Below are 25,667 nucleotides of genomic sequence, written 5' to 3'. Positions count from 1 at the left end.
CCCCGATTCCCGTACGCCGTGAGGAGAACGTCCGTGCTCGTGCTGTTGCCACCGTCGGAGGGTAAGGCCGCTTCCGGACGCGGGGCACCGCTGAAGCCCGAGTCGCTGTCGCTGCCCGGCCTGGCCGAGTCCCGCGCCGCGGTGCTGGACGAGCTGGTCGAGCTGTGCGCCGCCGACGAGACGAAGGCGCAGGACGTCCTCGGGCTCACCGAGGGCCTGCGCGGCGAAATCGCGAAGAACGTGGAGCTGCGCACGGCTGGCACCCGGACGGCCGGGGAGATCTATACGGGTGTGCTGTACGACGCCCTCGGACTGGCGACCCTCCCGCCGGACGCCAAGCGTCGGGCACGCCGGTCGCTGCTGGTGTTCTCCGGGCTGTGGGGGGCCGTGCGGCCGGGTGACCGGATTCCGCCGTACCGCTGCTCGATGGGGGTGAAGCTGCCGGGTCTCGGCCCGCTCGGAACCTACTGGCGCGGGCCCATGGAGTCGGTGCTGCCGGAGGCGGCGGGCAGCGGGCTCGTCCTGGACCTGCGGTCGTCCGCCTATGCGGCGGCGTGGAAGCCGAAGGGCGAGATCGCGGGGCGTACGGCGACGGTCCGGGTGCTGCACTCACAGCTGGTGGGCGGTGTCGAGACGCGTTCGGTGGTCAGTCACTTCAACAAGGCGACCAAGGGCCGGATCGTCCGGGACCTGCTGGTGTCGGGAGCGAAGCCGAAGGGGCCGGGGGAACTGGTGGAGGCGCTGCGGGACCTCGGACATGTGGTGGAGGCAGAGCCTCCGGCCCGGGCGGGAAGGCCCTGGGCGCTGGATGTGATCGTCACCCGGATCCACTGACGGGCCACGGCGGCCTGCCGGTGTTCACGGGCCGCCGTCTGCCGGCCTCGATAGACTCGCGTTGCGCAGTGTGCAACGGGCGTTGCGTATCGCATGAGGCCACGGGCAGGATGTGTGAATGACCTCCGTGCTGGATCTCGCGCCCGTTGTCCCCGTTGTCGTCATCGAGGACGCGGCCGACGCCGTGCCGCTCGCGCGGGCCCTCGTGGCGGGCGGGCTGCCCGCGATCGAGGTGACCCTGCGCACCCCGGCCGCGCTGGACGCGATCCGCGCGATCGCCGCCGAGGTACCGGAGGCGGTGGTGGGCGCGGGCACGGTGATCGCACCGGACCATGTGGACGCTGCGGTGTCTGCGGGGGCGCGCTTCCTGGTGAGCCCCGGCTGGACGGATCTGCTGCTGGACGCGATGCGCGGCTCCGGGGAGCCCTTCCTCCCGGGGGTCTCGACGGTCTCCGAGGTCGTGGCGCTGCTGGAGCGCGGGGTGAGCGAGATGAAGTTCTTCCCCGCGCAGGCCGCCGGTGGCACGGCGTATCTGAAGTCCCTGGCGGGGCCGCTCCCCCAGGCGCGGTTCTGTCCGACGGGCGGTATCTCCCTCTCGTCCGCCCCCGGTTATCTCGCGCTGCCGAACGTGGGCTGCGTCGGCGGCACCTGGATGCTGCCGGCCGATGCCCTCGCGGCGAAGGACTGGGCCCGCGTCCAGTCGCTGGCGGCGCAGACGGCGGCTCTGCGCGACTGAGCATCCGTCACCCGGGCTCCCCGCACCCGGAGTACCCGTCGCCCGGAACAGCGGGCGCCCCGACCGGCGCCGCGCACCCCGACGGCAACGGGCGCCGGGTGTGGCGAGGAGAAGGGTGTGGGTGTCCGATGGGCCTCGGCTTGCCCGGTCCTGCCGAGTCGGGCGGCCCTGCCGTGCGTCCGCTGCCAGGGGATGCCCAGGCTCCGGTGCCACGGGGCGCAGGGTCTCCGGCCGGCCCCGCGAGCAGCCCCGGGGGCGGACGGCGCGCGCTGGCGGACGGTGCCGGAGCGGACGAGGCGGGCGCGCCGTGACCGGGCAGGCGGGGCAGCCCCGGCCACCGGACACACGGGCTCCTGCCGGGCCGGGGGGCCCGGCAGGTTCAAGCCCGCCGGGTGTCAACCGCGCAGATGGGAGGTGTCGTTCAGCAGGCGTACCGAGGCGTTGCCGTCGGCGTAGTACGCCACCGCCGAGACCGAGGCGGCCGAGAGCTCCATCCGGAACACGGACTCCGGCGGGGCGCCGAGCGCCAGGCGCACCAGGGTCTTGATCGGGGTGACATGGGTGACCAGCAGGACCGTACGGCCCGCGGACCGCGCGACGAGCCTGTCGCGGGCCGCCGCGACCCGGCGGGTGACGGCCGTGAAGCTCTCGCCGCCCCCGGTTGGGGCCGCCTTCGCGGAGGTCAGCCAGGCGGTGAGGTCTTCGGGGTAGCGCTCCTGGACCTCGGCGAAGGTCAGCCCCTCCCATGCGCCGAAGTCCGTCTCGCGCAGACCGTCCTCGATACGGATGTCGAGGTTCAGCCGGCCGGCGACCGCCTCGGCCGTCTGACGGCAGCGCTTCAGCGGAGAGCTGACGATCTCCTGTACCGTGCCGCGCGCGGCCAGCGCGGCGGCGACGGCCTCGGCCTGGCGTTCTCCGGCCGGGGAGAGTTCGGGGTCGCTGCCGCCGCTGCCCGAGAACCGCTTCTCCGGGGTGAGCGCGGTCTCGCCGTGGCGGAGCAGGACGAAGGTGGCGGGCGCGCCCAGATCGGCGGGGGCGGCCCAGCCGACGGGGGGCGGGCTCGGCAGTGTCCGGGCCGTCGCGGAGGCCGGTTCCCCGGGCATGGTGGCCGTCGCGAGCCGCGTTCCGGCGGTGGGTCCGCCGCTCTCTGCGCCGGAGCCCGCCGGGCCCGGGGCAAGGGGTGCCGGGGGTGCTTCGGACGCCGCGGCGGACCGGGCCGGGGCGACGTCGGAGGCGCCCGCGCCCCTGCCCGTACCGGAAGTGCCTGCGCCGGAGGAGTTCGTGAGGGCGGCGCGGGCCTTGGCCGCACCCGCCGCCGCGTCGCCGACGACCCGGGCCGCTCCGGCGTCGCGCCCGCCGCCGGAGGCGTCCCGCGCACCCGGGCCGGCGGTGGACCGCGAAGGCTCCCACTGCTTGCCCTGGCGGCCCGCGTCCATCGCCTCGTTGGCCAGCCGGTCGGCGTGTTTGTTCTTCTCGCGCGGGATCCACTCGTAGGTCACCGAGGACGCGGGGAAGATCCCGGCGGCCCGGGCCGCCAGCGGCTTCATGTCGGGGTGCTTGATCTTCCAGCGGCCGGACATCTGCTCGACGACCAGCTTGGAGTCCATCCGGACATGGACCCGGGCGGCCGGGTCGATCGCGTGCGCGGCCCGCAGTCCGGCGATCAGGCCCTTGTACTCGGCGACGTTGTTCGTCGCCACGCCGATGTACTCGGCCGCCTCCGCGAGGGTCTCCCCCGTGGCCGCTTCGATCACCACCGCGCCGTAGCCCGCGGGGCCGGGATTGCCCCGGGAGCCGCCGTCCGCCTCAACGACGAACCTGTTCATCAGAGGCCGGACTCGGCGGTACGGACCAGGATGCGGCGGCAGTTCTCGCAGCGCAGCACCGCGTCGGGCGCGGCGGCGCGCACCTCGTTGACCTCGGTGATGTTCAGCTCCAGGCGGCAGCCCTCGCAGCGGCGCTGGTAGAGCCGGGCCGCGCCGACGCCGCCCTGCTGGACGCGGAGCTTCTCGTAGAGCTTCAGCAGATCGGCGGGGACGACGGCGGAGACGGACTCGCGCTCCCTGGTCGCCGCGGCGGCCTGGTCGTCCAGCTCCTGGAGCGCGACGTCCCGCCGGGCGGTGGCGTCGTCGGTCTTGGCCTGGACGGAGGCGACCCTGTCGGTCAGTTCGGCGACCCGCTCCTGCACGGACTCGCGGCGCTCCATCACATCGAGGACGACGTCCTCCAGGTCTCCCTGGCGCTTCGCGAGGGAGACGATCTCGCGCTGGAGGTTCTCCAGGTCCTTGGGCGAGGTGATCGCGCCGGAGTCCAGACGCTCCTGGTCGCGCACGGCGCGCTGGCGCACCTGGTCGACGTCCTGCTCCGCCTTGGTCTGCTCGCGGGCGGTGTCGCTCTCCTGCGTCTGCGCTGCGACCAGCAGGTCCTGCAGCTGGGCGAGGTCCTTGGTGAGCGAGTCGATCTCGGCGTGCTCGGGCAGCGACTTCCGCTTGTGGGCGAGCTGCGACAGTCGTACGTCGAGGGCCTGGACGTCGAGAAGTCGGATCTGGTCGGCGGGCGCGGCGTTCAGTTGGGGGCTCCAGGAGAAGAGTGTCGGGATGACCAGGGATCGGTGACCGTGGACGAGACATGGACCCTGAGGTTCCAGCCGTGCCGGTCGGAAATCTCGTCGAGCTGGGCGGCCGCCAGTTCGCACCAGGGCCACTCGGTGGCCCAGTGCGCGGCGTCCACCAGGCCGAGCGGCGACTGCTGGGTGGCCTCGGAGACCGGGTGGTGGCGCAGATCGGCGGTGAGGAAGGCGTCCACGCCCACGGCGCGTACGGCGTCGAAGAGGCTGTCGCCGGAGCCGCCGCTCACGGCGACCGTGCGGACGACGGCGTCCGGGTCGCCCGCGAGGCGGATGCCCTGCGCGGTGGCGGGCAGCCGCTTGGCGGCCCGCTCGGCGAACAGGGCGAGCGTCTCGGGATGGTCCAGTTCGCAGACGCGGCCGAGCCCACGGCGGCCGGACGCGTCGGTGGGGTCCGGCACCAGCGGCCCCACGACGCGGATGTCGAGCGCGCCCGCGAGGGCGTCGGAGACTCCGGGGTCGGCGGTGTCGGCGTTGGTGTGGGCGACGTGCAGGGCGATGTCGTTCTTGATCAGGGTGTGGACGACCCGGCCCTTGAAATGACCGGCCGCGACCGTCGTCGTACCGCGGAGGTAGAGCGGGTGGTGGGTGACGATCAGCTGTGCGCCGAGCCCGATCGCCTCGTCCGCGATCTCCTGGACGGGGTCGACGGCGAACAGTACGCGGTCGACCCGCGCGTCCGGGTCGCCGCAGACGGTACCGACGGCGTCCCACTGCTCGGCCCGCTCGGGGGGCCAGAGGGCGTCGAGGGCGGCGATGACTTCGGAGAGGCGGGGCACGGGTACAGGCTACCCGCGCCCCGTGTCCCCTCGTTCTGGACCGTCCGCGAGCGCCGCGCCACGGGGCCGCCCGTGCGGGCCCGAGGGCAGGGGTACGGGGGTACGGGGGTACGGGGGTACGGGGGTACGGGGGTACGGGGGTACGGGGCCGGGGGCCTGGTCGGCGGCGGGCGGCCCCCGGCCCGCGGACGGCTCCGGACCGGGACCACCGGCGGAGCCGCCGTCCGCCCGCGCCGTACCGCCCGTCCGCCCACCCTGCGCCGTACCGGCGACGCCCACCGGGGCAGGCCGGGACTGTTGGCGAGGGGCTACCGCCACCCCGGAGCGCGGGCGTGCCCCGGCCGCCGGGATCACCGGTGGACGGAACCGGGGCCCGGGACCAGGCCCGGGATGCGGGCAGGGGGCCGGGGGCTACTTGACCAGGAAGCCGCGCAGGTCGTCGAGGACCTCGTCCGCGGCGGTGACGCCGACGCCGAGGTACCAGGTCTCCTCGGTCACGTCCTTGGCCCTGCCCTCCTTGACCGCCGCGAGGTTCTTCCACAGCGGGTTGGCGAGGGCGGCGTCCCGCTTGGTGGCCTTGGGGTCGCCGTAGACACCGGAGAAGATCCAGTCGGCGTCGGCCGAGTCGATCTCCTCGGGGCTGACCGCCACCGCGAACTCCTTGGCCTGCTGGTTGGCGGGCCGGGGCAGACCGACGTCGCTCAGGACGGTGCCGATGAACGACGCCTGTGCGTACAGCCTGATCTCGCCGGGCATGTGCCGGAGCATGGTGATCGTCGGCTTGGGCTCGCCCACGTCCGCGCCGAGCTTGTCCGCCTTCGCCTCGTACGCCGCGAGCTTCTCCTTCGCCTGGGCCGTCCTGTCCAGGGCGGCGGCGTTGACGAGGTAGTTCTCCTTCCAGGTGTAGCCCGGGCGGACGGTGAGCACCGTCGGGGCGATCGCTGAGAGCGCCTTGTACTTGTCGGCGACTCTCATCTCGCTGCCGAGGATCAGATCGGGCTTGAGGGCCGCGATCGCCTCCAGATTGAGGTTGTTGGCGGTGCCGACCTCCTTGGGCCCGCCGGCACCCGCACCGAGGTAGGACGGGATGCCCGCGTTGCCCTCGGTGGGCGCGTAGCCGACGGGCTCGATCCCGAGCGAGACGACGTTGTCCAGTTCGCCGACGTCCAGGACCACCACCCGGCGGGGCTGGGCCTTGATCTCTGTCTTCCCGAGGGCGTGGTCGACGGTACGGGGGAACTGGCCCGGCGCCGCGTCCGTGCCCATCGCCGCGGTCCGCGCCTTCGCCTCGTCGGACTCCTTGCTGCCCTGGGCCACCGACTTCTTGCCGCTGCCCTGCTGCCCCGTGGCGGCCGAGTCCTTGTCCCCGCCGTCGCCGCCACCGCACGCGGAGAGGGTGAGGGCGGCGGCGACGAGTGCGGCAACTGCGGTACTGCGGCGGCGAAGAGTCATGTCGTGCTCCTGATCCGGCTGCGGGGCCGGCAGGACGCGACCGGGGCAGGACGCGGCCGGTCGCGACCACCGGCGGTCACTTAGGAATGCCTAACCTCAGTAGGTTACGTCCCCGGCTTCCCGGCGGGCATACGGCCGTCCCGTGAGCACACTCACGCCCGCTTCCTCAGGTGAATCCGGGCATCGCCACCCATATGTGTGAAGTGGAATGGCTTGCATTGTTCGGCAGGAAGTACGAAACCTAGCTTCGTGGCCGGAGGTGACGAGCCGATGACAGTCTGTGCCATCGAGACCGCCGGGGCCGCCCGGTCCCCCGAGGACGACGGGCCCGATGGGGCCGACCTGCCCGCCGAGCCCGCGGACGCAGCAGAGCCCGCCGGAACCACGCGGCCCGCCGGAATCGACGAACCCGCCGGAATCGAGGAGCCCGCCGAACTCGTGGCGGTCGGCGGGGCCCTGGAGGTCCGCGAGGCCCCGGAGGACGGCGAGGTTCCTGAGGACGAGGGGTTCGCCTTCGCCGAGGACGGCGGCACCGCCGGGACGGCGACGGCCACGATCGCGGCCGTCGCCGTGGCGCAACCGGCCACGGTACGCAGGGGGTTCTCGGTCTCCGCCGACGGCGCGTACGCCGCCCTGCTGGCCGGGGACGCCGAGGCGCTGTTCCCCGAGCGCTGGACGCTCGACGGGCCGGAGCCCTACCCCGTACCGCTGCCGCTGGACCGGCCCGAGGAGCACGGCACCGAGGTGCTGCCGCTGGCCGACGGGCGGGTGCTGATCCGCCGGCGGGTGATGGAGCGCCACCTCTTCTCGCTGTTGTACCCGACGGGCCCCGGGACGGGCGAACTCCCGCTCGGCGGAGTCGAGTCGACGGAGCTGGTACTCCTCCCATCCGCACCGGACAGCGTCCGGGTGTACGCCGTGGCGCCCGGGAAGAGGTCGACGGCGGTCTGGCTCGTGGCGGGAGGCGCGTTCGGGCCGGAACGTGTCGCCGAAGTACCGGGGCACTGCTCCGGCGGGGTGTGGCTGGACCGTACGGGCCGGATGCTCGCGCTGGACCGGCGGCTGGACGACGGCCCGGTGAAGGCGGTGGCGGTCGATCTGGAGCGCGGTGGCGAGGTGACGCCGCTCCTCCAGATCGCCGAGGACAGCGACGACCGCCTGCTGCTGGCCGCGCCCGACAGCGGTCTCCTTCTGATCCGGTCGAACGCGCCGGGCCAGGACCGCCTGGGCTGGGGGGTGCTCGGCAGCCGCCGCCCGGTCCGCTTCCCCGAGTGTCTGCGGCTGCCCGGCTGCGAGGTGACTCCGTTCGCCGTCCAGCCGGGCCAGGCGCTGCTGCCGGAGAACTGCGCGGTGGCCCTGCGGATCGACACCGGGGCGGGTGACGGCCTGCTGGGAATGTGGCGGCCCTCGGGGCGGCGGCTGCATCGGCTCGCCCCGCCCGGGGGATGGTTCCCGGGGGCGGGCCACTGGAGCCGGGAGGGCGTCCTGCGACTGCCGTACGCCACCCGGGCGGTGGAGTGCGGGGTGGCGCGGGTGGACGCGGCCGAGGTGTTCCGCGAGGACGTACCCGCCGCCGGGACGGCCTCGGCGGAACTGCCGCCGGGAACGGCGAAAGTGCTGGTCATGTGCAAGCCGATTCCCTTGCAGCAGGCACCTCTCAGAGGCCGGACGGTGCCTCGCTAAACTCTCCCGCCTGCACGTAGTTCACCGACGGCCGGCGACCACGACGGGGGAAGCTCCCACATGTCTCACATACAGACCGACACGCCCCAGACGCGCCCGCAGGGACAGGCGTCGACGGAGAGGCCCGACGCCGGAGGGGCGGGCAAGCACAGGGGTGTGGCGGCGAGGGACGACGCTCAGGCGGAGCCGCACGGCAAGCACCGCAAGCCCGGGGCCGCGGCCTGATCCGCACCCCGCGCGAGTCCTTCCCGGAGGCACTGCCCCGGCCCCCGCTCCTCGAACGCCCAGAAGACTGAGCCCGCTTTCCGCCGACCCGGCCCGCGTCCGGCGACCGGGAACACGGCCGGTCCGTACGAGCGGATGGACCACGGCCCGGTCGTCCGCCACCCGGGTGCGCGGGACGCGTCCGGCGCCGGGCGCGAGGCCGGAACGGCCGGGCCGCCGACGACCCGGCGGCAGCCGCACCCGGCGCCGGGGAACCCTGCACCGGAGCGGCCGCAGGCACCCGGTCCGCCGACCGGGCGAGCCCGGCTCAAGGCACCACCGCTCCCAACAGGTCGGTGGACCGGCCTGCGGCCTCCGCAACGGCCCGCGGGCGGGCGCGGGCAGGCGGGGGCGGCGCCCGGCCCGGCCTCGGGGTGGCGCTCGGGGCTCAGCCCTTCTTCAGGGTCAGCACCTCCGCCGCCGCGAAGGTCTCGTTCGGCGGGCGCGAGGCGTAGTGGGGAGTCAGCAGCGCGTCCAGCTCGTCGTAGCCGAAGGACTCCTTGGTGGTGTCGAACTTGGCCGCCACCCTGGGGCGTTCGACGATCGCCACCATTCCACCGTGGACGACGAACAGCTGCCCGTTGACCCCGTCGGCGGCCGGAGAGGCGAGGTAGCCCACGAGCGGGGACACGTGCTCGGGCGCCAGCAAGTCGAGCGTGCCCTCCTCCGGCTCCTGGAAGCCCGCGAAGACGTCCTCCGTCATCCGCGTACGGGCACGGGGGCAGATCACGTTCGCCGTGACGCCGTACTTGGCGAGGGCGAGCGCCGTGGACGTCGTCAGGCCGACGATGCCGCCCTTCGCCGCCGCGTAGTTCGGCTGGCCCGCCGAGCCCGCGAGGAACGCCTCCGACGAGGTGTTCACGATCCGGCCGTAGACCGGGCCGCCGGCCGCCTTGGAGCGCTCCCGCCAGTGCACGGACGCGAAGTGGGTCGTGTTGAAGTGGCCCTTGAGATGGACGCGGATCACCGAGTCCCACTCGCTCTCGCTCATGGAGAAGATCATCCGGTCGCGGAGGATGCCCGCGTTGTTCACGAGGATGTCGAGCCCGCCGTGGGCGGAGACGGCGAGGCCGATCAGTTCGCGGGCCCGCTCGAAGTCGGAGACGTCGCCGTGGTGGGCGACGGCCGAGCCCCCGGCCGCGCGGATCTCCTCGGCGACCTCCTCCGCGGGAGTCGCCGAGGACTCGCCCGTACCGTCCCGGCCCGGCTGTCCGTAGTCGTTGACGACGACGCTCGCGCCGAGGCGGGCCAGTTCGAGCGCTTCCGCGCGCCCGAGGCCGCGGCCCGCTCCCGTGACGATCGCGGACAGTCCGTCGAGCGGCAGATTCGGCAGTGACATCGGGTTCCTTTCAGCTGGCCGGGCAGGGAGTCCGGCGGCCTGGCGAACGGTCGGACGACCGGACGGAAGGGTCTGTGCCCGGCCCGGGCCCGGCGGAAGGTGTCCGCGTCCGGACGGGAAGCCGGGCTGCGGGAGGGGAGTCCCGGGAGCCGTCCGGACGCGAGGGAGCGCGCGTCCGGACGTTCCCGGTGCCGGGATGGGCGAGCGGGCCCGGTCCCGGGTGTCCGGACGGTCCCGGCCCCGGGTCCCGCATGGTGCGGCGGGCGATCGGACGAGCCCGGTCCCGGCGCAGTGGTCCGTGTTGCGTCCGGGGCGACCGACGGCGGGTCCGGTGACCGGCGGACCTGTGACGGCAGGTCGCCCGACCCTGACGGGACGCACCGCTCCGGGCCCGGCCCCGTCCGGGGACCAGGACCAGGAGCAGGACCGAACCCGGCATCGGCATCGGACCGTCCGGGCGGGGAGCCTGGGTCGCGGCGCTCAGATCTCGATACAGGTGCGCAACGACTCCCCGGTCCGCATCTGGTCCAGCGCGTCGTTGATCCGCGCGAGCGGCACCCGGTGGGTGATCAGGCCCTCCAGGTCGATGCGGCCCGCGCGCCAGAGCGCGATGGCCCGCTCGTAGGAGGTGAGCACGTCCCCGCCTCCGTACATCGACGGCAGGATCCGCTTCTCGTCGAAGAACAGCTCGAACATGTTGAGCCGGAGGAAGTCGTCCATCGCGCCCGCGCCGACGATGCAGAGGGTGCCGCCGCGCCGGGTCGTCTCGTACGCGGTCCGCGCGGTGGCGGACTTGCCGACGACCTCGAAGACGTAGTCGAAGCCCTCGCCGCCGGTGACGCGCTGCTTGGCGTCGCCGAGTTCGTCGGGCGAGACGGCTTCCGTCGCGCCGAACCGGAGCGCGGACTCACGGCGGGAGGCGACCGGGTCGACCGCGACGATCTGGGCGGCGCCCTTGAGACGGGCGCCCTGGATCGCGGAGACCCCGACGCCGCCGCAGCCGATCACGGCGACCGACGAACCGGCCGTGACATCAGCGGTGTTGACGGCCGCGCCGAGTCCGGTGGTCACTCCGCAGCCGATCAGCGCGGCGATGTCGTACGGGACGTCGTCGGGGATCGGCACGGCGCACGCGGCGTCGACGACGACCTCCTCGGCGAAGGTGCCGGTGCCGGCGAAGCCGAAGACATCGCCGCCGGGGCGCTTGAAGTTGGGGGTGCCCGCGTTCAGGAATCCGGCGAGGCACAGATGGGTCTGGCCGCGCCGGCAGGACGGACACTGACCGCAGGACGGCAGCCAGCACATCAGTACCCGGTCACCCGGCTTCACCCGGGTCACACCGTCGCCGACGTCGAGGATCTCCCCCGCGCCCTCGTGGCCGGGGACGAAGGGCACGGGCTGGGGCAGGACCCCGCTCATCGCGGAGACGTCGGAGTGGCACAGACCCGTGGCCCGGATCCGTATCCTGACCTTGCCGGGGCCGAAGCCCACGGCCTCCACATCGTCGAGGACTTCGAGTTTGTCCTGCCCGGTCTCGTGCAGTACGGCTGCGCGCACGGTGCGGCTCCTCTTCGTTGGACTGTCGGTACGTCGGACTGCCTGGGGCTGCCTGTGACTGCCTGCGCGCCTGTCCGTGGTCCGCGTTCGGGTGTGGTGTACGCCGAGTGCGGTGTACGGCCGGACGCGGTCAGGTGTGCTCGACGACGGTGTCCGCGAGCACGGGCGCGTCGTCCCGCTCGGCCGCGGTGACGGCGACCTGGACGCGGCCGTCACCGGCCCACATCCGCATGCGCAGGGTCTCGCCGGGGAAGACGATCCCGGCGAAGCGTGTGGTGTACGAGCGGACCCGGGCGACCTCCCCGCCGAGCAGGGTGTCGACGACGGCCTTCAGGGTCATTCCGTACGAGCAGAGGCCGTGCAGGATGGGCCGGTCGAATCCGGCGAGCGCGGCGAACCCGGGGTCCGCGTGCAGGGGGTTGAGGTCGCCGGAGAGCCGGTAGAGCAGGGCCTGGTCCTCGCGGATCCGCTTCTCCACGGTCTTGTCCGGGTCGCGGGCGGGGAGTTCGGTACGGACGGAGGGACCCCGGTCGCCGCCGAAACCGCCCTCGCCCCGGACGAAGATCTGGGAGTCGTTCGTCCACAGGGGGCCGTCGGCGTCGGATGCCTCGGTGCGCAGGACGAGGACGGCGGCCTTCCCCTTGTCGTACACGGCGGCGACCCTGGTGGCCGACACGGCGGTCCCGACGGGCGGGATGGGCCGGTGCAGCCGGACGGTCTGGCCGCCGTGGAGCACGGAGGTGAGGTCGATGTCGAGGCCGGGGCCGGTGAGGCCGCCCGCGATGCCTTTGCCCGCGCCCGCGACGGTGGCGAAGCTGGGCAGCACATGGAGCCGTGACTCGAAGGTGTAGCGCAGTTCGTCGGGGTCGGTGGCGGGGACGCCCGCGCCGAGGCCGAGATGGTAGAGCTGGACGTCCTTGTGGTCCCAGCTGATCTCGGCGCTGCGGGGTTCGGCGGCGACGGCCCTCTCGGGATCGATGGGCATGAGGATGCTGCTCCTTGCTGCTCCGGCGGACGGTGGTGCTGTCGTGCGCTCCCGCTGTGGAAGACCTCGGCGCGGCCGTCCGCACCGTCGGCCGCACCGAGGTCGTACGGGACCGGCTCCCGGCGCCCCTTCTAGAACGCGTTCTAGGACCGGTTGGCCTATGTATAACGCAGGCCCCAACAGTTGTGAAGAGTGCTGACGCCATGTCAGAAACTCGATATGACACTCAGTCAGACACGAGTTCGGGGGGGGGGTGTGTCGGCGGTGATGTGCGGGCGCCGGATGACCGGGTGCGGGCCCGGGGCCCGGCGGGTGAGGGCGGGACACTCGGCCCTCCCGCCGCCACCGGGACCGGCGGCGGCGGAACACGGACGGACACCCCTGGGACGGACCGCCTGGGGACACCACACCCGGGCCACACGGCACCCGGGCGGTCGGCACCCGGTGGACCGGACCTCGCGGGCCGGGCCCTGGCGGGCGGCGGCGGGGTGCACCGACCCGGAACCGGCGCACGGCCAGGCCCCGAGCCGGAGCCGATCGTGCCCGTGGCGCGCCCGCGGGCCCGGCCGCGGGCACCCGGCCGACGGGATCCCGGCGGGCTCCGCTCGCCGTACCCGGCCGCGTTTCCGCTGCTCGGGGCGGGGCGCCGCCCTAATCTGACCCCATGGAAGAGATGCCCCGGGATCACCGCCCGGCCACATCGGTACGGGTCCTTCTGGCGGAGGGCCCGGGCATGACGTGGGGCGCGCTGGCGCTGCTGCTCGGGCTGGAGCCGGACATCGAGGTCGTCGCCCAGGTGGACCGGGGGGACGGGATCGTACGGACGGCCCTGGAGCGGCGGCCCGATGTCGCCCTGCTGGACACGGAGTTGCCCGGGTGCAGCGGGCTGGAAGCGGCCGTCCGGCTGCGGGAGGAGGTGCCGGACTGCCGGGTGGTGATCATGGCCACTTCCGGGCGGCCCGGGTATCTGCGGCGGGCGATGGAGGCGGGGGCGGCGGGTCTGCTCGTCAGGGACGGGCCCGTCGAGGAGCTGGCCCGGTCGATCCGGCGGGTGATCACCGGGGAGACCGTGGTGGATCCGGCGCTCGTCGCCGCCGAGCCGGGCGACGGGGACCCGGCCCGCTGACCGGGAGGCCGCTGAACCGGACCGGGACCCGCTGAACGGCACGCGCTGAACGGCACCCGCTGAACGGCACCCGCTGAACGGGACGTGCCGAACGGAACCTACGGAACGTGCCGGACGGAACGTGCTGGACGGCGGGCGCGGCCGTCTCCGTCGTCCCGGGGGCGCTCCGGCCGTCCGGGCCGGCCGTACGGGACTTTCCGGCCGTACGGACCTCCCGGCGTCCGCCATCGCCAGGACGGCCGCTCGCGCCCGTACGGAGGCCGTACGGGCGCCCGCCGCCGGGGCCGCCCGAGAGGGCCCGCTACCGCTCCGCCGTCCGGCGCGGCAGCCAGAACAGCATCAGCACCGCGCCGAGCAGCAGCAGCCCCGCACCCCAGCGGAACGACAGGGCGTATCCGGCCGCCAGGTCCGCCGGGTCCGAGGCACCGGCCGTGCGGGACGCCGCGACCGTGGTCAGGACGGCGAGGCCGAGGGCGCCGCCCATCGTGCGGGAGGTGTTGATCAGCCCCGAGACCAGTCCCGCGTCCCCCGGTTCGGCACCCGTGGTGGCGAGGGCGGCGAGCGGGGTGGCGGCGAGCCCGATGCCCAGCATCATCAGGACACCGGGGCCGAGGATCGTGGTCAGGAAGCTGCCGTCGGCCGTCATCGTCGACTGCCAGCCGAAGCCGGTCGCGCCGATCAGCGCGCCGATGACGGCGACGGTCGTGGCACCGGCCCGTGCCATCAGCCGGGGCGCGAGTGTGGAGCCGACGACCACGCTGACCGAGCTGGGTATCAGCGCCAGGCCCGCCTCCAGCGGCGAGTAGCCCAGCACGGTCTGTGCGTAGACCGTCATGAAGAACCACATCGAGAAGGAGGCGGAACCGATCACCATCATGGTGACGTTGGCCGCCGTGACCGCCCGGGAGCGGAAGACCTTCAGGGGCATCAGCGGAACCGGGGCCCTCGCCTCGACCGCCACGAACGCCCCGAGGAGGGCCAGCCCGCCGAGGAGGGGCAGCAGGGTCGCGGGGGCGGTCCAGCCGGACTCCTCCGTCTGGACGATGCCGTACGCGACGGCCGCGAGCCCGCCGGTGACCAGCACCGCGCCCGGCAGGTCCAGCCGGCGGCCCGCGCCACCACGGCTCTCGGTGATCCAGAAGACCGCGCCCAGCAGCACCAGCGCGCCGACCGGCACATTGATCAGCAGCACCCAGCGCCAGGACAGCAGATCGGTGAGGACTCCGCCGACGAGTCCCCCGGCCGCACCGCCCGCCGCGCCCACCGCCGACCAGGTCCCGATCGCCCGGGTGCGCGCGGCTCCCGGGGCCACGGCGGAGGTCACGATGGTGAGCGTCGACGGGGCGAGGACGGCCGCGCCCAGCCCCTGCACCGTCCGTGCCGCGAGGAGCTGCCAGCCCTCCTGGGCCAGCCCGCCCGCGAGGGACGCGGCCGTGAACAGCCCCAGCCCGACCAGGAAGGTCCGCTTCCGGCCGAAGATGTCGGCGGCCCGCCCGCCGAGCAGCATGAACCCGGCGAACGCGATCGCGTATGTGTTCAGCACCCACTGGAGCCCGTTGGTGGAGAGCCCGAGGTCGGCGCGCAGGGACGGCAGTGCCACATTGACCACGGACACGTCGAGGACGACGAGGAACTGCCCCGCGCACGCGGTCAGCAGTACCAGCCAGGTGCGCGCGGTCCGCTTCGCGGGGGCGGCTGTCCCGGTCCGCCGGGGGTCTGTGTCCGAGTCCGTGGGGGTGTGAACCATGGCCGTCATGGTCTCAGCCCGGCTGTGGGCCGTACATCGGCATATCGGTGGACGAGACGGGGCCGGAAGTCCTGGGTCCTGCGGCCCACCGGGGCCGTGGACAGCCCGTGCGAAGCCGCCGCCCTTCCCGGAGCCACCGCCCACCCGGCCGCCGTTGTCCCGGGGCCGCCGCCCGCCGTCCCGCGCAGAGCCGCCACCCGTCCCGGGGCCGCCGTCCGGCCGGTGCCCCACCGTGTCCGAGGCCGTCAGTCCTTGCGCAGCACCGTGACGACGGCCGCCCCGCCGAGGCCGATGTTGTGGGCGAGGCCCACCCGCGCGTCCTTCACCTGGCGTTCACCGGCCTCGCCGCGCAGCTGCCAGACCAGTTCGGCCGCCTGGGCGATCCCGGTCGCGCCCAGCGGGTGGCCCTTGGAGATCAGCCCGCCGGACGGGTTGACCACCCACCGCCCGCCATAGGTCGTCGCACCGCTCTCCACCAGCTTCCCCGACTCACCGTCCGCGCACAGGCCGAGCGCCTCGTAGGTCAGCAGCTCGTTCACGGAGAAGCAGTCGTGCAGCTCGATCACATCGACGTCCTCGATGCCGAGCCCGGAGATCTCGTAAGCCCTCCGCGCGGCGGCCCGTGACATCGGCCGGCCGACGACGTCGATGCAGGAGCCGGAGGCGAAGGACTCCTCCGTGTCGGTCGTCATGACCTGGGCGGCGATCTCCACGGCCCTGTCGCGGAGCCCGTGCTCCTGCGCGAACCGCTCGGAGACGACGACGGCCGCGGCCGAACCGTCCGAGGTCGGGGAGCACTGGAGCTTGGTCAGCGGCCAGTGGATGGTCCGGGCGGCGAGGATCTCGTCGACCGCGTACACGTCCTGGAACTGGGCGAACGGATTGTGCGCCGAGTGCCGGTGGTTCTTGGCGGCGACGGCGGCGAGCTGCGCCTCGGTCGTGCCGTAGCGGTCCATGTGCTCACGGGCGGCGTTCCCGAAGATCTGCGCGGTCGGCGGGGACATCTCGAAGCCGTGCCCCGCCGCCATCACCCCGTAGTGCCGGGCGACGGGCGAGGCCGCGAAGTCCGCGCCGCCGTCCGCCCCGCCCAGCGAGCCCTTTTTCATCTTCTCGAAGCCGAGCGCCAGCACACAGTCGCTGATCCCGCCCTCCACGAACTGACGGGCCATCATCAGCGCGGTCGAGCCCGTGGCGCAGTTGTTGCTGACGTTGTAGACGGGCACCCCGGTCAGACCCAGTTCGTAGGCGGCGCGCTGCCCGGCCGTCGAGGGCTGGAAGCAGTAGCCGACGGCGACCTGCTGGACGTCCGTGTACGCGATCCCGGCGTCGGCGAGGGCCCGGGAGCCCGCCTCCTTCGCCAAGTCCCAGTACTGCCGGTCCCCGGACTCGGGCTTCTCGAACTTCGTCATTCCGACGCCGACGACATAGCTCTTCACGGCTGGTTCTCCTTGGGTCGGTCCCGGGGTCAGTCCCGGGGGAGGCCGAGGATGCGCTCGGCGACGACATTGAGCTGGACCTGGGTGGTGCCGCCCGCGATGGTCAGACACCGTGACATCAGCAGCCCCCGGACGGCCCGCTCCCCCGCGCCTTCGCACACCGCGCCCTCGGGGCCGAGGAGTTCGAGGGTGAGTTCGGCGGTCCTCTGCTGGTGGAGGGTCTGGACGAGCTTGCGCACGGACGCGCCCGCGCCGGGTTCGAGCCCCGACACCTGGAGCATCGTCGTACGCAGCCCGATGCAGCCGAGGGCGTGTGCCTCCGCGGCGAGGGCGCCGATCCGGGCGCGGTACGCGCCGTCCAGGGCGGGCGCCCGTTCGAGGAGCGCTTCGAGGCCGGAGTCGAAGGTCATCTGGTCGGCCATGTGGACCCGCTCGTTGCCGAGGGTGTTGCGGGCGACCTTCCAGCCGCCGTGCACCTCGCCGACGACGGCGTCGTGCGGGAGGAGCGCGTCCTCGAAGTACACCTCGTTGAAGAGGGAGTCGCCGGTGATCTCCTTCAGCGGGCGGATGTCGATGCCGTCGGTGTTCTTCATGTCGACGATGAAGTAGGTCAGCCCCTCGTGCTTGGAGGCGCCGGAGCCGGTACGGGCGAGCAGGATGCCGTGGTCCGCCCAGAGCGCGGCGCTCGTCCACACCTTCTGGCCGTTGATCCGCCAGCCGTCGGGCGTGTGTTCGGCCCGGGTGCGCAGCGAGGCGAGGTCGGAGCCGGCGCCGGGTTCGCTGAAGAGCTGGCACCACTGGAGTTCGCCGCGCAGGGTCGGCGGCAGGAAGCGTTCCTTCTGCTCGTCGGTGCCGTGGGCGAGGAGGGAGGGGACGACCCAGGTCGCGATGCCCAGGCCGCTGATCGTGACACCGGCGTCGCTCAGTTCCCGCTGGACGGCGAGTTGCTCGACCGGGCCCGCGCCGAGCCCGTACGGCGGCGGGAGATGGGGTGCGGCGAGTCCGGCCGGGGCGAGCACGCGCCGCGCGTCGGCGGGCCCGAGCCCGCGGGCCGCGGCCACGGCCTCCCGTATCCGCTCGCGGTGGGCCGACGCCCCGGGGGGCGGTTCCATGCGCAGCTCCCGGCGGACGCCGTCGGCGGCGAGGCGTACGGCCCGCAGGCGGTGGGTGTCTCCCGGGCCGAGGAGCTGCCGGGCGACCAGCGCGCGGCGCAGATAGAGATGGGCGTCGTGCTCCCAGGTGAAGCCGATGCCGCCGAGGATCTGGATGCAGTCCTTCGCACAGCCGTAGGCGGTGTCCAGGGCGGTTCCGGCGGCGAGGGCGGCGACGAGGGAGAGGGCACGCCCCGGGTCCCCGTCCCCCGGCGCGGCGGTGGGGTGGGTGTGCGCTGCCGGGTCGGTGCGGCCGGTGTCCGCGGTGGGGTCGGTGTGCGCGGTAGGCGCGGTGTGTGCCGTGGGGGCGGTGCGGTCGGTGTCCGGGCCGTGCGCGGTGTGGTCCCCGGGAAGGCCGCCGACGGCCGCCGCCCTGGCCGCGTCCCAGGTCAGGGCGCGCGCCTGCTCCAGCCGGAGCAGCATCTGTGCGCACAGATGCTTGACCGCCTGGAACCGGCCGATGGGACGGCCGAACTGCTCCCGGACCTTGGCGTGGGACACGGCCGTCTCCAGGGCGCGGGCGGCCACCCCGCACGCCTCCGCCGCGAGGATCACGGACGCGAGATCCCGTACGAGAGGGGTGCCGATCGCCAGGACGCGGGACGCGGGCACGGCGACACCGCGGGCGGTGACCTCGGCGGTCGGGCGGGTGGGATCGGCGCTCTCCTGGGCGCGGACCGCGAGCGTTTCCGCGTCGACGGCCGCCCACACCGTGCCGTCCGCGGACTCCGCGGCGAGCAGCAGCAGATCGGCCTGCGCGCCCGCCGCCACGGGAGGGGCGGTGCCGTCCAGCAGCAGACCGCCGTCCGCGTCCCGTACGGCGGTGAGCGTACCGGGGCCGAGGGCCACCGACCCGATCCGCCGGCCCTCCGCGAGTTCGGTGACCAGGCCGTAGCGGCCCGCGCGCCACAGCAGTTCGGCGGCGAGCGCGCTCATCGGATACGGCCCCGGGAGCACCGCCCGGCCCGTCTCCTCCAGCACGACGGCCAGATCGAGCAGAGTGCCGCCCCCGCCTCCGTACTCTTCGGGAAGATGTACCCCGAGCAGTCCCTGTCCGGCGGCCCCGTCCCAGTGACCGGGCCGGCCGAGCCCCCCGGACGGCACGTCGAGGAGCTTGCGCACCTCCTCGGGCGGCACGGCGCGCGCCAGCCAGCCGCGGACGGCTGTGGCCAACTCCCGGTGTTCGTGCGTGATTCCGATGCCCATGAGCCGCAGAGTAGAACACGTTTCAATCTGACGGTAGGTCAGATACGGATGTTTCCAGGTCGGAAGCCGGTCCCGGCGCCTCGGGCCGCCGTGCGGACCCGGCACGTCCGGCCCGGTGGGCAGGAGACCGAGGACCTGGCCCACTCCCGCAGCCAGGCCGCCCGCCCACGGTGAACGACTCGCCCGCCCACGGGAGCGCCCGGCCTCCCGGCCCTGGTCCGGCCCCGGGGGCATCGGGCGGGGCGTACCGGATCGCGCCCGGCGTCGACCGCGCGGGACCGGTACGGCACCATGGGCCCCGGCCGCGACACCCGTACCACCAGGAGGAACCCGCCCATGAACACCGCGCCCACACCGCAGCCTTCCGGGCGGGCGACCGCCGGGCGGGCGATGCCCGGGCCGGAGATCCTGGCCGCGTTCGAGGCGGCCAAGGGGTTCATGCCCCTCCGCGAGGGGCTCGCCCTGTACGCCGCCGCGGTCGAGGCGGGTGCGCTGGGGCTGCCGCTGCTGGAGGTGGGGACCTACTGCGGGCGTTCGACGATCCTGCTCGCCGACGCGGCCCGCGCGGCGGGGACGACGGCCGTGACCGTCGACCACCACCGCGGCAGCGAGGAGCAGCAGCCGGGCTGGGAGTACCACGATCCGTCCGTGGTCGATCCCGAGGTCGGCCGGATGGACACGCTGCCGTCCTTCCGCCGCACCCTGTACCGGTCAGGGCTGGAGGACCAGGTGATCGCCGTCGTCGGCCGGTCCCCGGAAGTGGCGCGGGTGTGGGGGACAGGGCTCGGGCTGGTGTTCATCGACGGCGGCCACACCGACGAGCACGCGGGCGGCGACTACGAGGGCTGGGCGCCCCATGTCGCCGACGGCGGGCTGCTGGTCATCCACGATGTGTTCCCGGACCCGGCCGACGGGGGCCGGGCGCCGTACCGCGTCTTCCTGCGGGCGCTCGCGTCGGGCGCGTTCACCGAGGTGTCGGTGACGGACTCGCTGCGCGTCCTTCGGCGTACGGCACCGGGAATCTGAGGCTCCGGGCTAGCATCGCGAACGTGTCGTACGACCAGAACCAGCCAGACGACCAGTACCGGTACCAGCGCCAGAACGGGGACCACGGCGGACCGCGCGGCGGGCTCCACGACCAGGATCCCGCCCGACCGCGCCGGCGCGGCACCCTCGCCGTCGCGGTCGGCGCCCTGGTGCCGAGCGCCCTGGTCGGCTGGCTGGTCTGGGGGGCGATGGACGGCCCGGACGAGCCGAGACCGCCGAAGGCGCTCCCCAGCACGGGAGCCGACGCGGGTCCGGGAGACGGCGGGGGCCCGGGTGCCGGCACCGGCACCCCGGACGACGGCGACGCCAAGCCCGGCCCCGCCGCATCGGCGTCCGGAGGCCCGCCGCCCTCCGGCCCCGCCCGGGAAGGCCGCCTCTCCGGCAAGGTCGTGGTGATCGACCCGGGACACAATCCCGGCAATTTCCGGCATACGGTCGAGATCAATAAACTCGTGGACATCGGAACCAACCGCAAGGAATGCGACACAACGGGTACGTCCACCGATGACGGGTACACCGAGGCCGCATTCACCCGCGATGTGTCCGAACGCCTGCGCAAGCTGCTCGAAAAAGAGGGCGCGACGGTCGAATTCACCCATGACGGCGATCGCGCGTTCGGTCCCTGTATCGACGAGCGGGCGCGTATCGGCAACAACGCCCGCGCCGACGCCGTCGTCTCCGTGCACGCGGACGGCTCGGCCAAGGGCAACCGGGGATTCCACGTGATCCTGCCCGGCCTGGTCCGCGAGGGCGCCGCCGACACCTCGGCCATCGTCGCCCCCTCCCGTGACCTGGGCGAACGCATCGCGAAGGCGTTCACCCGCACCACCGGAACCACGCCGTCCAACTATGTCGGCGGCGGCACCGGGCTCGATGTGCGCCGGGATCTGGGCGGACTCAATCTGTCCACCGTGCCCAAAGTGTTCATCGAATGCGGCAATATGCGCGATCCGGCGGACGCCGCCCTCCTGACGAACGCGGGCTGGCGCCAGAGCGCGGCCCGGGGAATCGCCAGAGGTGTCCGCGCCCACCTTCTGGGGCAGGGATGACAAGATCCCGATCCGGCCCCGGCGGGGTTCCCTCCGGATCCCGTTCGGGCCTCCGATCAGAGGGAACTCCCGATACCGGGCAGACGATCGGTTCGGGCAGACGATAGATTCACCTCTACGCCGGGGAGTCACCCCCGAACTCCGCGCCGCGCACACCGCCCGCACGGCGGCAGCGAGGACCGCCCCGATGAGACGACCCGAGACGACCGACGAAGGATTTTTACGTGAACATCCGCTCCCTCACTCGAGGCGATGGCGTGGTGATCGGAGCAGCGGTGTTGCTGTTCATCGCCTCGTTCCTCGACACGTTCGACTGCTCCGGCAGCGGCTGCGACAACGTGCCGAACGCCTGGGACAACGGGTCCCTGCTCCTGGGTGTCTATCTCGGCGGAATCATCGCCGCCGCGCTGATCGCACTGTCGCACCTGCTGCCGCAGCCGCCGAAGGTCCTGGGGATCGAGCTCGGCCACATCGGCCTCGTCGCCGCGGTCTTCACCGCGTGGTCCTCACTCGGCGCGATCTTCGACCCCGGGGGCTCGCTGAACGCCGAGGGCTTCAGCCCGGACTCCGGCACCGGCCTGATCCTCGGTTTCATCGCCGCGCTGGTGCTCGCGGCGGGTGCGGTCTGCGGCCAGCTCGTGCCCGCGCTCAAGGCTCCGCTCGTCGGCGCCCCGCGCCCGGCGTCCCCCTCCCCGGCCCCGTACGCGGGCGGCCAGCAGCCGCAGGGCGGTTACGGCTACCCGGGCGGCGGGCAGCAGCAGCCTCCGTTCGGCGCGGGACAGCCCGCCCAGCAGCAGTTCGGCGGGCAGCCGGGCCAGTCCGGTCCGGCGGCGCCGAGCGCGGGCGCGCCGGGCGGGGCCCCGGACTTCGCGCCGTTCTGGTTCGCGGTGCCGGTGGCCCGCCCGCTGTACGGCGAGGACGGCTCGCCCGCCCCGATCGCCGAACTGGCGCCCGGCACCTGGTACCTGGCGGTCGAGCAGCGCGGCTCCGGCCTGATCGCCCAGACGCAGGACGGCCGCCGGGGCGTCCTGCAGGACACCTCGGGCATCCAGCGCGGCTGACCTCCCGGACGACTGCCGGACGAGTCCGCCCCCGTACGGATTCCGTGCGACGTCCGTACGGCGGGCGCACACCTCTTCGGCGAACGGCCCCTCTCCCTTCCGGGCGAGGGGCCGTTCGCATACCCTGCCGTCCAGACGATCTGACGTTGCGTCAGATTCTTGTCGGGAATCGGTAGGAGAGGCGGCGACATGCGACTGGGACTCGCTCTCGGCTACTGGGGACGCGGCCCCTCCCCCGGTCATCTCGGACTCGCCCAGGAGGCCGAGCGGCTCGGCTACGACTCGGTCTGGACGTCCGAGGCGTGGGGCTCCGACGCGTTCACCGCGCTGACCTGGATCGCCGCCGGCACCTCGCGGATCCGGCTCGGCACCGCCGTGGCCCAGATGGCCGCGCGCACCCCCACCGCCACCGCGATGCACGCGCTGACGCTGGACCATCTGTCGGGCGGGCGCGTGATGCTGGGCCTCGGACTGTCGGGCCCGCAGGTGGTGGAGGGCTGGTACGGCCGTCCGTTCCCCTCCAGCCCGCTCACCGCGACCCGTGAGTACGTCGAGATCATCCGCCAGGTCCTCCGGCGCGAGGGGCCCGTCGAGCTGGCCGGCCGCTTCCACGCGCATCCGTACACGGGCGAGGACGGCACCGGACTCGGCAAACCGCTCAAACCCATCACCCACCCGCTGCGGGCGGATCTGCCGCTGCTCCTCGGTGCGGAGGGACCCAAGAACATCGCGCAGACGACCCGGATCGCCGACGGCTGGCTGCCGCTGTACTGGTCCCCGCTGCGCACCGATGTCTACCGGGCGTCGCTGACGGAGCTGAGGGACGGCTTCCTGATCGCCCCGCTGGTGCGGGCCCAGGTCTGCGACGACATCACGGAGGGCCTGCTGCCGGTCAAGGCGATGCTCGGCTTCTACATCGGGGGGATGGGGCACTCGGCCCGTAACTTCCACGCGGATCTGATGGCCCGGATGGGGTACGAGCGGGAGGCCCGGCACATTCAGCGGCTGTTCGCGCAGGGCCGCCGGGAGGAGGCCGTGCTCGCGGTGCCGGACGCCTTCGCCGACGAGATCTCGCTGGTCGGACCGCGTGAACGGATCGCCGAACGGCTGGAGTCGTGGCGCGCGGGTCCGGTCACCGACCTGCTGGTGACCGCGCCCGATCCCCGGACGCTGCGGGTGCTGGCCGAACTGGCTCTGTAGGCACCCCGGTTACCGGACCCGGGCCCCGGCCCCGCACCGCCCGCCCACCACCGGTCTCACCGTGGCACCGCACCGACCCGCACCGCCCCCGGCTCCGGGCGGCCCCACCCCCCGGCTCACGCTGGGCCGCTCCGGCTCCGGGGCCGCCGGGCCACCCGGCACCCGGCCGCGGCACCCGGCACCCGCGATGCCGCGAGGGTTTCACACGGCCACAAGCGGCAACCCGCGGGACATGAGTCCTCGTAGAAGCGGAACGCATCAGGCCGCGACCGTCATCGCGATCGTCGCGGATGTCATGGCCGTGATCATCGGCCTGTGGATTCTCATGTATCTGCTGGACGCCAACCGCGCCAACGACCTGGTCTCCTTCGTCCAGGACGTCGCGCACTGGCTGGCGGGCTGGTCGTACGACCTGTTCACCTTCGACGAGGCGTGGGCGCGCGTCGTCGCCGGGTGCGGACTCGCGGCCGTGGTCTACCTCTTCGTCGGGCACGCCGTGGCGGGCCGGCCGCGCCGCCACTGACCGACCCCGCCCCCTGAGCAGCGGGCAGCGTCAGCCCCGGGACGCGCAGCAGTCGGGCGCGAGTCCCCGTGGCAGCCGCTCTCCGCCGAAGACGGCGGTGGTCGCCTCGTCCCCCCCGAGCGCGGCCACCGCCAGCAGCAGCGATCCGGCCGTCCAGGTCGTCAGTTCCTCGGGCCACACCGCCCGGTCGTCGAAGACGTACCCCGTCCAGTACATCCCGCCGTCGGCGCGCAGATGCCCGAGGGACTGGAGGATCTCCAGAGCCCGGTCCGACTCGCCCATCACCCAGAGCGTCAGGGCGAGTTCACAGCTCTCGCCGCCGGTGACCCACGGGTTGGGCAGCACACACCGCACCCCCAGTCCCGGCACGACGAACTCGTCCCAGCGCTCCGCGATCCGGGACGTGGCCGCGGCCCCGGTCACCGCGCCGCCCAGCACCGGGTAGTACCAGTCCATGGAGTAGTGGCGCTTGTCGAGAAAGCGCTCGGGGTGGCCGCCGATGGCGTGCGCGAGAGCGCCCGCGGCCAGCTCCCAGTCCGGCTGGGGCTCCTCGCGCTCCTCGGCGAGCGCGAGGGCGCACCGCAGCGCGTGGTGGATCGACGAACTCCCGGTCAGCAGCGCGTCGTTCACCGGGCGCCCGTCGGCCTCGCGCTTCCAGCCGATCTGGCCGCCCGGCTGCTGGAGCCGCAGCACGAACGCGATCGCCGCGCGGACGACGGGCCACATCCGGTCGAGGAACAGCTCGTCCCCGGTGGCCAGGTAGTGGTGCCAGACCCCGACGGCCACATAGGCGACGAAGTTGGTCTCCCGGCCGAGGTCGGTGGGCCGCCGCGCGTCACCGTCGTCGTAGGCCGCGTACCAGGACCCGTCGTCGTTCTGGTGCCGCAGCAGCCAGGCGTACGCGCGGGCCGCGGCCTCGTGCTCGCCGGCCGCGTCCAGGGCCATCGCGGCCTCGGTGTGGTCCCAGGGGTCGAGATGGTGGCCCCGGAACCACGGGATCGCGCCGTCGTCGCGCTGGGCCGCCCGGATCCCGGCCACGGTCTCGGCGGCCTGCTCGGCCGTCAGCACCCCCGGCAGGACGAGGTGTTCGGTGCGGGGGGTGGTCACGCCTGCGCCCGGGGAAGCTGCGGCTTGGTCGCGTACGCCACGAAGCTCTTGCCGATCAGCGGGTTGAGCGCCTGCTCCGCGAGCCGGGTGACCAGGGGCTTCTTCATGATGTCCCAGACCAGGAGCCGGTGGTACGCCTTGACCGGGAGGGCCTGGTCGTTGTCCACGCCGAAGGCGCATTTGAGCCACCAGTAGGGGCTGTGCAGACCGTGGGCATGGTGGGTTCCGTACGGCACGAGCCCCGCCTCCTCGATCCTGCCCAGCAGTTCGTCGGCCCGGTAGATACGGATGTGCCCGCCCTCGACCTCGTGGTACGCGTCGCTGAGCGCCCAGCAGACCTTCTCGGGGCCGTACCGGGGAACGGTGATCGCGATCCGGCCGCCGGGCCGCAGGACGCGCACCATCTCGGCGAGCACGCCCTTGTCGTCGTGGATGTGCTCCATCACCTCGGAGATGATCACGACGTCGAAGGAGGCGTCGGGGAAGGGGAGGTTGAGGGCGTCGCCCTCCATCGCGGTGGCGCTCGCTCCCTCGGGGGCCTCTCCCGCCTCCTTCATGGCGGCGAACCACTTGGCGACCTCGCGGATCTCCTCGCCGTCGCGATCGAGCGCCACGACCCGCGCACCGCGCCGGTAGCACTCGAACGCATGCCGTCCGGCGCCGCATCCGAGGTCCAGGACACGATCGCCCGCGGCGAGCGGGAATCGGGAGAAGTCGACGGTCAGCACGCGGTCCTGCCTTCACGGTCGAGTCGGGGGG

At 73.5% G+C, this 25,667-nt stretch carries 21 protein-coding genes and 1 pseudogene; 10 read left to right on the top strand and 12 right to left on the bottom strand.

Translation table 11 applies throughout. The features are described from left to right. The first annotated feature begins 33 nt into the window (after nucleotides 1-33). Together yaaA and eda are read left to right on the top strand one after the other, a co-directional pair. Nucleotides 34-834, top strand: coding sequence for a peroxide stress protein YaaA (gene yaaA / locus ACFYT4_RS01665; RefSeq protein WP_389264169.1), 801 nt, complete (start codon nucleotides 34-36; stop codon nucleotides 832-834). A gap of 118 nt (nucleotides 835-952) precedes the next feature. Further along, the gene (gene eda / locus ACFYT4_RS01660; protein ID WP_389264167.1) at nucleotides 953-1,570 is read left to right on the top strand and encodes a bifunctional 4-hydroxy-2-oxoglutarate aldolase/2-dehydro-3-deoxy-phosphogluconate aldolase; all 618 of its coding nucleotides are present in this window, start codon (nucleotides 953-955) and stop codon (nucleotides 1,568-1,570) included. Between the two features lie 395 nt (nucleotides 1,571-1,965). Here the strand turns inward: eda and ACFYT4_RS01655 are convergent, their stop codons facing one another. The 4 genes from ACFYT4_RS01655 to ACFYT4_RS01640 all read right to left on the bottom strand — a co-directional run bounded on the left by ACFYT4_RS01655 (nucleotide 1,966) and on the right by ACFYT4_RS01640 (nucleotide 6,427). Next, nucleotides 1,966-3,396, bottom strand: coding sequence for a bifunctional RNase H/acid phosphatase (locus ACFYT4_RS01655; RefSeq protein WP_389264165.1), 1,431 nt, complete (start codon nucleotides 3,394-3,396; stop codon nucleotides 1,966-1,968). After that, the gene (locus ACFYT4_RS01650; RefSeq protein ID WP_389264259.1) at nucleotides 3,396-4,139 is read right to left on the bottom strand and encodes a zinc ribbon domain-containing protein; all 744 of its coding nucleotides are present in this window, start codon (nucleotides 4,137-4,139) and stop codon (nucleotides 3,396-3,398) included. The genes ACFYT4_RS01655 and ACFYT4_RS01650 overlap by 1 nt, the downstream gene beginning before the upstream one ends. Continuing rightward, nucleotides 4,136-4,975 (bottom strand): Nif3-like dinuclear metal center hexameric protein, encoded by an 840-nt coding sequence (locus tag ACFYT4_RS01645; protein WP_389264163.1) that lies wholly within the window; start codon nucleotides 4,973-4,975, stop codon nucleotides 4,136-4,138. Before ACFYT4_RS01645 ends, ACFYT4_RS01650 begins: the two co-directional genes overlap by 4 nt. A gap of 411 nt (nucleotides 4,976-5,386) precedes the next feature. Beyond that, on the bottom strand, nucleotides 5,387-6,427 hold the full coding sequence (locus ACFYT4_RS01640; RefSeq protein ID WP_389264161.1) for an ABC transporter substrate-binding protein: 1,041 nt from the start codon (nucleotides 6,425-6,427) through the stop codon (nucleotides 5,387-5,389). A 270-nt stretch (nucleotides 6,428-6,697) separates the two neighbouring features. Here ACFYT4_RS01640 and ACFYT4_RS01635 point away from each other — a divergent pair, with 270 nt between their 5' ends. Both ACFYT4_RS01635 and ACFYT4_RS01630 read left to right on the top strand, forming a co-directional pair. Then, nucleotides 6,698-8,110 carry a hypothetical protein gene (locus tag ACFYT4_RS01635; RefSeq protein WP_389264160.1) on the top strand — a complete coding sequence of 471 codons (1,413 nt, stop codon included), beginning with the start codon at nucleotides 6,698-6,700 and terminating at the stop codon, nucleotides 8,108-8,110. Nucleotides 8,111-8,170: 60 nt separating this feature from the next. Then, nucleotides 8,171-8,335: a hypothetical protein gene (locus tag ACFYT4_RS01630; RefSeq protein WP_389264158.1), complete on the top strand. Its 165-nt coding sequence runs from the start codon at nucleotides 8,171-8,173 to the stop codon at nucleotides 8,333-8,335. A gap of 427 nt (nucleotides 8,336-8,762) precedes the next feature. Here the strand turns inward: ACFYT4_RS01630 and ACFYT4_RS01625 are convergent, their stop codons facing one another. From ACFYT4_RS01625 to ACFYT4_RS01615, 3 genes are all read right to left on the bottom strand, one after another. Next, nucleotides 8,763-9,713 (bottom strand): 3-oxoacyl-ACP reductase, encoded by a 951-nt coding sequence (locus ACFYT4_RS01625; RefSeq protein WP_389264156.1) that lies wholly within the window; start codon nucleotides 9,711-9,713, stop codon nucleotides 8,763-8,765. Nucleotides 9,714-10,193: 480 nt separating this feature from the next. Further along, nucleotides 10,194-11,270 (bottom strand): Zn-dependent alcohol dehydrogenase, encoded by a 1,077-nt coding sequence (locus ACFYT4_RS01620; protein ID WP_389264154.1) that lies wholly within the window; start codon nucleotides 11,268-11,270, stop codon nucleotides 10,194-10,196. 130 nt (nucleotides 11,271-11,400) lie between these two features. Then, entirely contained in the window at nucleotides 11,401-12,255 is an 855-nt protein-coding gene (locus ACFYT4_RS01615; RefSeq protein ID WP_389264152.1) for a MaoC/PaaZ C-terminal domain-containing protein, read from the bottom strand. A gap of 664 nt (nucleotides 12,256-12,919) precedes the next feature. Here ACFYT4_RS01615 and ACFYT4_RS01610 point away from each other — a divergent pair. Continuing rightward, nucleotides 12,920-13,389: pseudogene (locus tag ACFYT4_RS01610) on the top strand (response regulator); the annotation flags it as partial. A 293-nt stretch (nucleotides 13,390-13,682) separates the two neighbouring features. Here the strand turns inward: ACFYT4_RS01610 and ACFYT4_RS01605 are convergent. The 3 genes from ACFYT4_RS01605 to ACFYT4_RS01595 all read right to left on the bottom strand — a co-directional run bounded on the left by ACFYT4_RS01605 (nucleotide 13,683) and on the right by ACFYT4_RS01595 (nucleotide 18,921). Continuing rightward, nucleotides 13,683-15,137 carry an MFS transporter gene (locus tag ACFYT4_RS01605; RefSeq protein ID WP_389264150.1) on the bottom strand — a complete coding sequence of 485 codons (1,455 nt, stop codon included), beginning with the start codon at nucleotides 15,135-15,137 and terminating at the stop codon, nucleotides 13,683-13,685. A 236-nt stretch (nucleotides 15,138-15,373) separates the two neighbouring features. Continuing rightward, complete coding sequence (locus tag ACFYT4_RS01600) at nucleotides 15,374-16,564, bottom strand: lipid-transfer protein (protein WP_389264148.1); 1,191 nt, start codon at nucleotides 16,562-16,564, stop codon at nucleotides 15,374-15,376. 29 nt (nucleotides 16,565-16,593) lie between these two features. Then, complete coding sequence (locus tag ACFYT4_RS01595; protein WP_389264146.1) at nucleotides 16,594-18,921, bottom strand: acyl-CoA dehydrogenase; 2,328 nt, start codon at nucleotides 18,919-18,921, stop codon at nucleotides 16,594-16,596. 336 nt (nucleotides 18,922-19,257) lie between these two features. Between ACFYT4_RS01595 and ACFYT4_RS01590 the strand changes: the two genes are divergently transcribed. From ACFYT4_RS01590 to ACFYT4_RS01570, 5 genes are all read left to right on the top strand, one after another. Continuing rightward, complete coding sequence (locus tag ACFYT4_RS01590) at nucleotides 19,258-19,947, top strand: class I SAM-dependent methyltransferase (RefSeq protein WP_389264144.1); 690 nt, start codon at nucleotides 19,258-19,260, stop codon at nucleotides 19,945-19,947. Between the two features lie 23 nt (nucleotides 19,948-19,970). Then, nucleotides 19,971-21,017: an N-acetylmuramoyl-L-alanine amidase gene (locus ACFYT4_RS01585; protein WP_389264142.1), complete on the top strand. Its 1,047-nt coding sequence runs from the start codon at nucleotides 19,971-19,973 to the stop codon at nucleotides 21,015-21,017. Nucleotides 21,018-21,241: 224 nt separating this feature from the next. Beyond that, entirely contained in the window at nucleotides 21,242-22,078 is an 837-nt protein-coding gene (locus ACFYT4_RS01580; protein ID WP_389264140.1) for a hypothetical protein, read from the top strand. Between the two features lie 189 nt (nucleotides 22,079-22,267). Further along, nucleotides 22,268-23,278, top strand: coding sequence for an LLM class F420-dependent oxidoreductase (locus ACFYT4_RS01575; RefSeq protein ID WP_389264138.1), 1,011 nt, complete (start codon nucleotides 22,268-22,270; stop codon nucleotides 23,276-23,278). A 232-nt stretch (nucleotides 23,279-23,510) separates the two neighbouring features. Continuing rightward, the gene (locus ACFYT4_RS01570) at nucleotides 23,511-23,801 is read left to right on the top strand and encodes a hypothetical protein (protein WP_389264136.1); all 291 of its coding nucleotides are present in this window, start codon (nucleotides 23,511-23,513) and stop codon (nucleotides 23,799-23,801) included. A 30-nt stretch (nucleotides 23,802-23,831) separates the two neighbouring features. On the opposite strand, the gene ACFYT4_RS01565 is transcribed toward ACFYT4_RS01570, so the two are convergent. Both ACFYT4_RS01565 and ACFYT4_RS01560 read right to left on the bottom strand, forming a co-directional pair. Next, entirely contained in the window at nucleotides 23,832-24,908 is a 1,077-nt protein-coding gene (locus tag ACFYT4_RS01565) for a prenyltransferase/squalene oxidase repeat-containing protein (protein WP_389264134.1), read from the bottom strand. Continuing rightward, entirely contained in the window at nucleotides 24,905-25,636 is a 732-nt protein-coding gene (locus ACFYT4_RS01560; protein ID WP_389264132.1) for a class I SAM-dependent methyltransferase, read from the bottom strand. Before ACFYT4_RS01560 ends, ACFYT4_RS01565 begins: the two co-directional genes overlap by 4 nt. Between the last annotated feature and the right edge of the window lie 31 nt (nucleotides 25,637-25,667).

The sequence above is a fragment of the Streptomyces sp. NPDC004609 genome, assembly GCF_042873655.1.
Lineage (GTDB): Bacteria > Actinomycetota > Actinomycetes > Streptomycetales > Streptomycetaceae > Streptomyces.
The sequence above is the reverse complement of the archived record's forward strand: the minus strand, read 5'-3'. Positions and strand labels throughout refer to the sequence as shown.

Bases quoted from the DNA above. Each gene is read 5' to 3' on its own strand.
- ACFYT4_RS01615 (WP_389264152.1), bottom strand. From the start codon at position 12,255: ATGCCCATCGATCCCGAGAGGGCCGTCGCCGCCGAACCCCGCAGCGCC.
- ACFYT4_RS01590 (WP_389264144.1), top strand. From the start codon at position 19,258: ATGAACACCGCGCCCACACCGCAGCCTTCCGGGCGGGCGACCGCCGGG.
- ACFYT4_RS01635 (WP_389264160.1), top strand. From the start codon at position 6,698: ATGACAGTCTGTGCCATCGAGACCGCCGGGGCCGCCCGGTCCCCCGAG.
- ACFYT4_RS01605 (WP_389264150.1), bottom strand. From the start codon at position 15,137: ATGACGGCCATGGTTCACACCCCCACGGACTCGGACACAGACCCCCGG.
- ACFYT4_RS01595 (WP_389264146.1), bottom strand. From the start codon at position 18,921: ATGGGCATCGGAATCACGCACGAACACCGGGAGTTGGCCACAGCCGTC.
- ACFYT4_RS01570 (WP_389264136.1), top strand. From the start codon at position 23,511: ATGAGTCCTCGTAGAAGCGGAACGCATCAGGCCGCGACCGTCATCGCG.
- ACFYT4_RS01575 (WP_389264138.1), top strand. From the start codon at position 22,268: ATGCGACTGGGACTCGCTCTCGGCTACTGGGGACGCGGCCCCTCCCCC.
- ACFYT4_RS01625 (WP_389264156.1), bottom strand. From the start codon at position 9,713: ATGTCACTGCCGAATCTGCCGCTCGACGGACTGTCCGCGATCGTCACG.
- ACFYT4_RS01655 (WP_389264165.1), bottom strand. From the start codon at position 3,396: ATGAACAGGTTCGTCGTTGAGGCGGACGGCGGCTCCCGGGGCAATCCC.
- ACFYT4_RS01630 (WP_389264158.1), top strand. From the start codon at position 8,171: ATGTCTCACATACAGACCGACACGCCCCAGACGCGCCCGCAGGGACAG.
- ACFYT4_RS01640 (WP_389264161.1), bottom strand. From the start codon at position 6,427: ATGACTCTTCGCCGCCGCAGTACCGCAGTTGCCGCACTCGTCGCCGCC.
- eda (WP_389264167.1), top strand. From the start codon at position 953: ATGACCTCCGTGCTGGATCTCGCGCCCGTTGTCCCCGTTGTCGTCATC.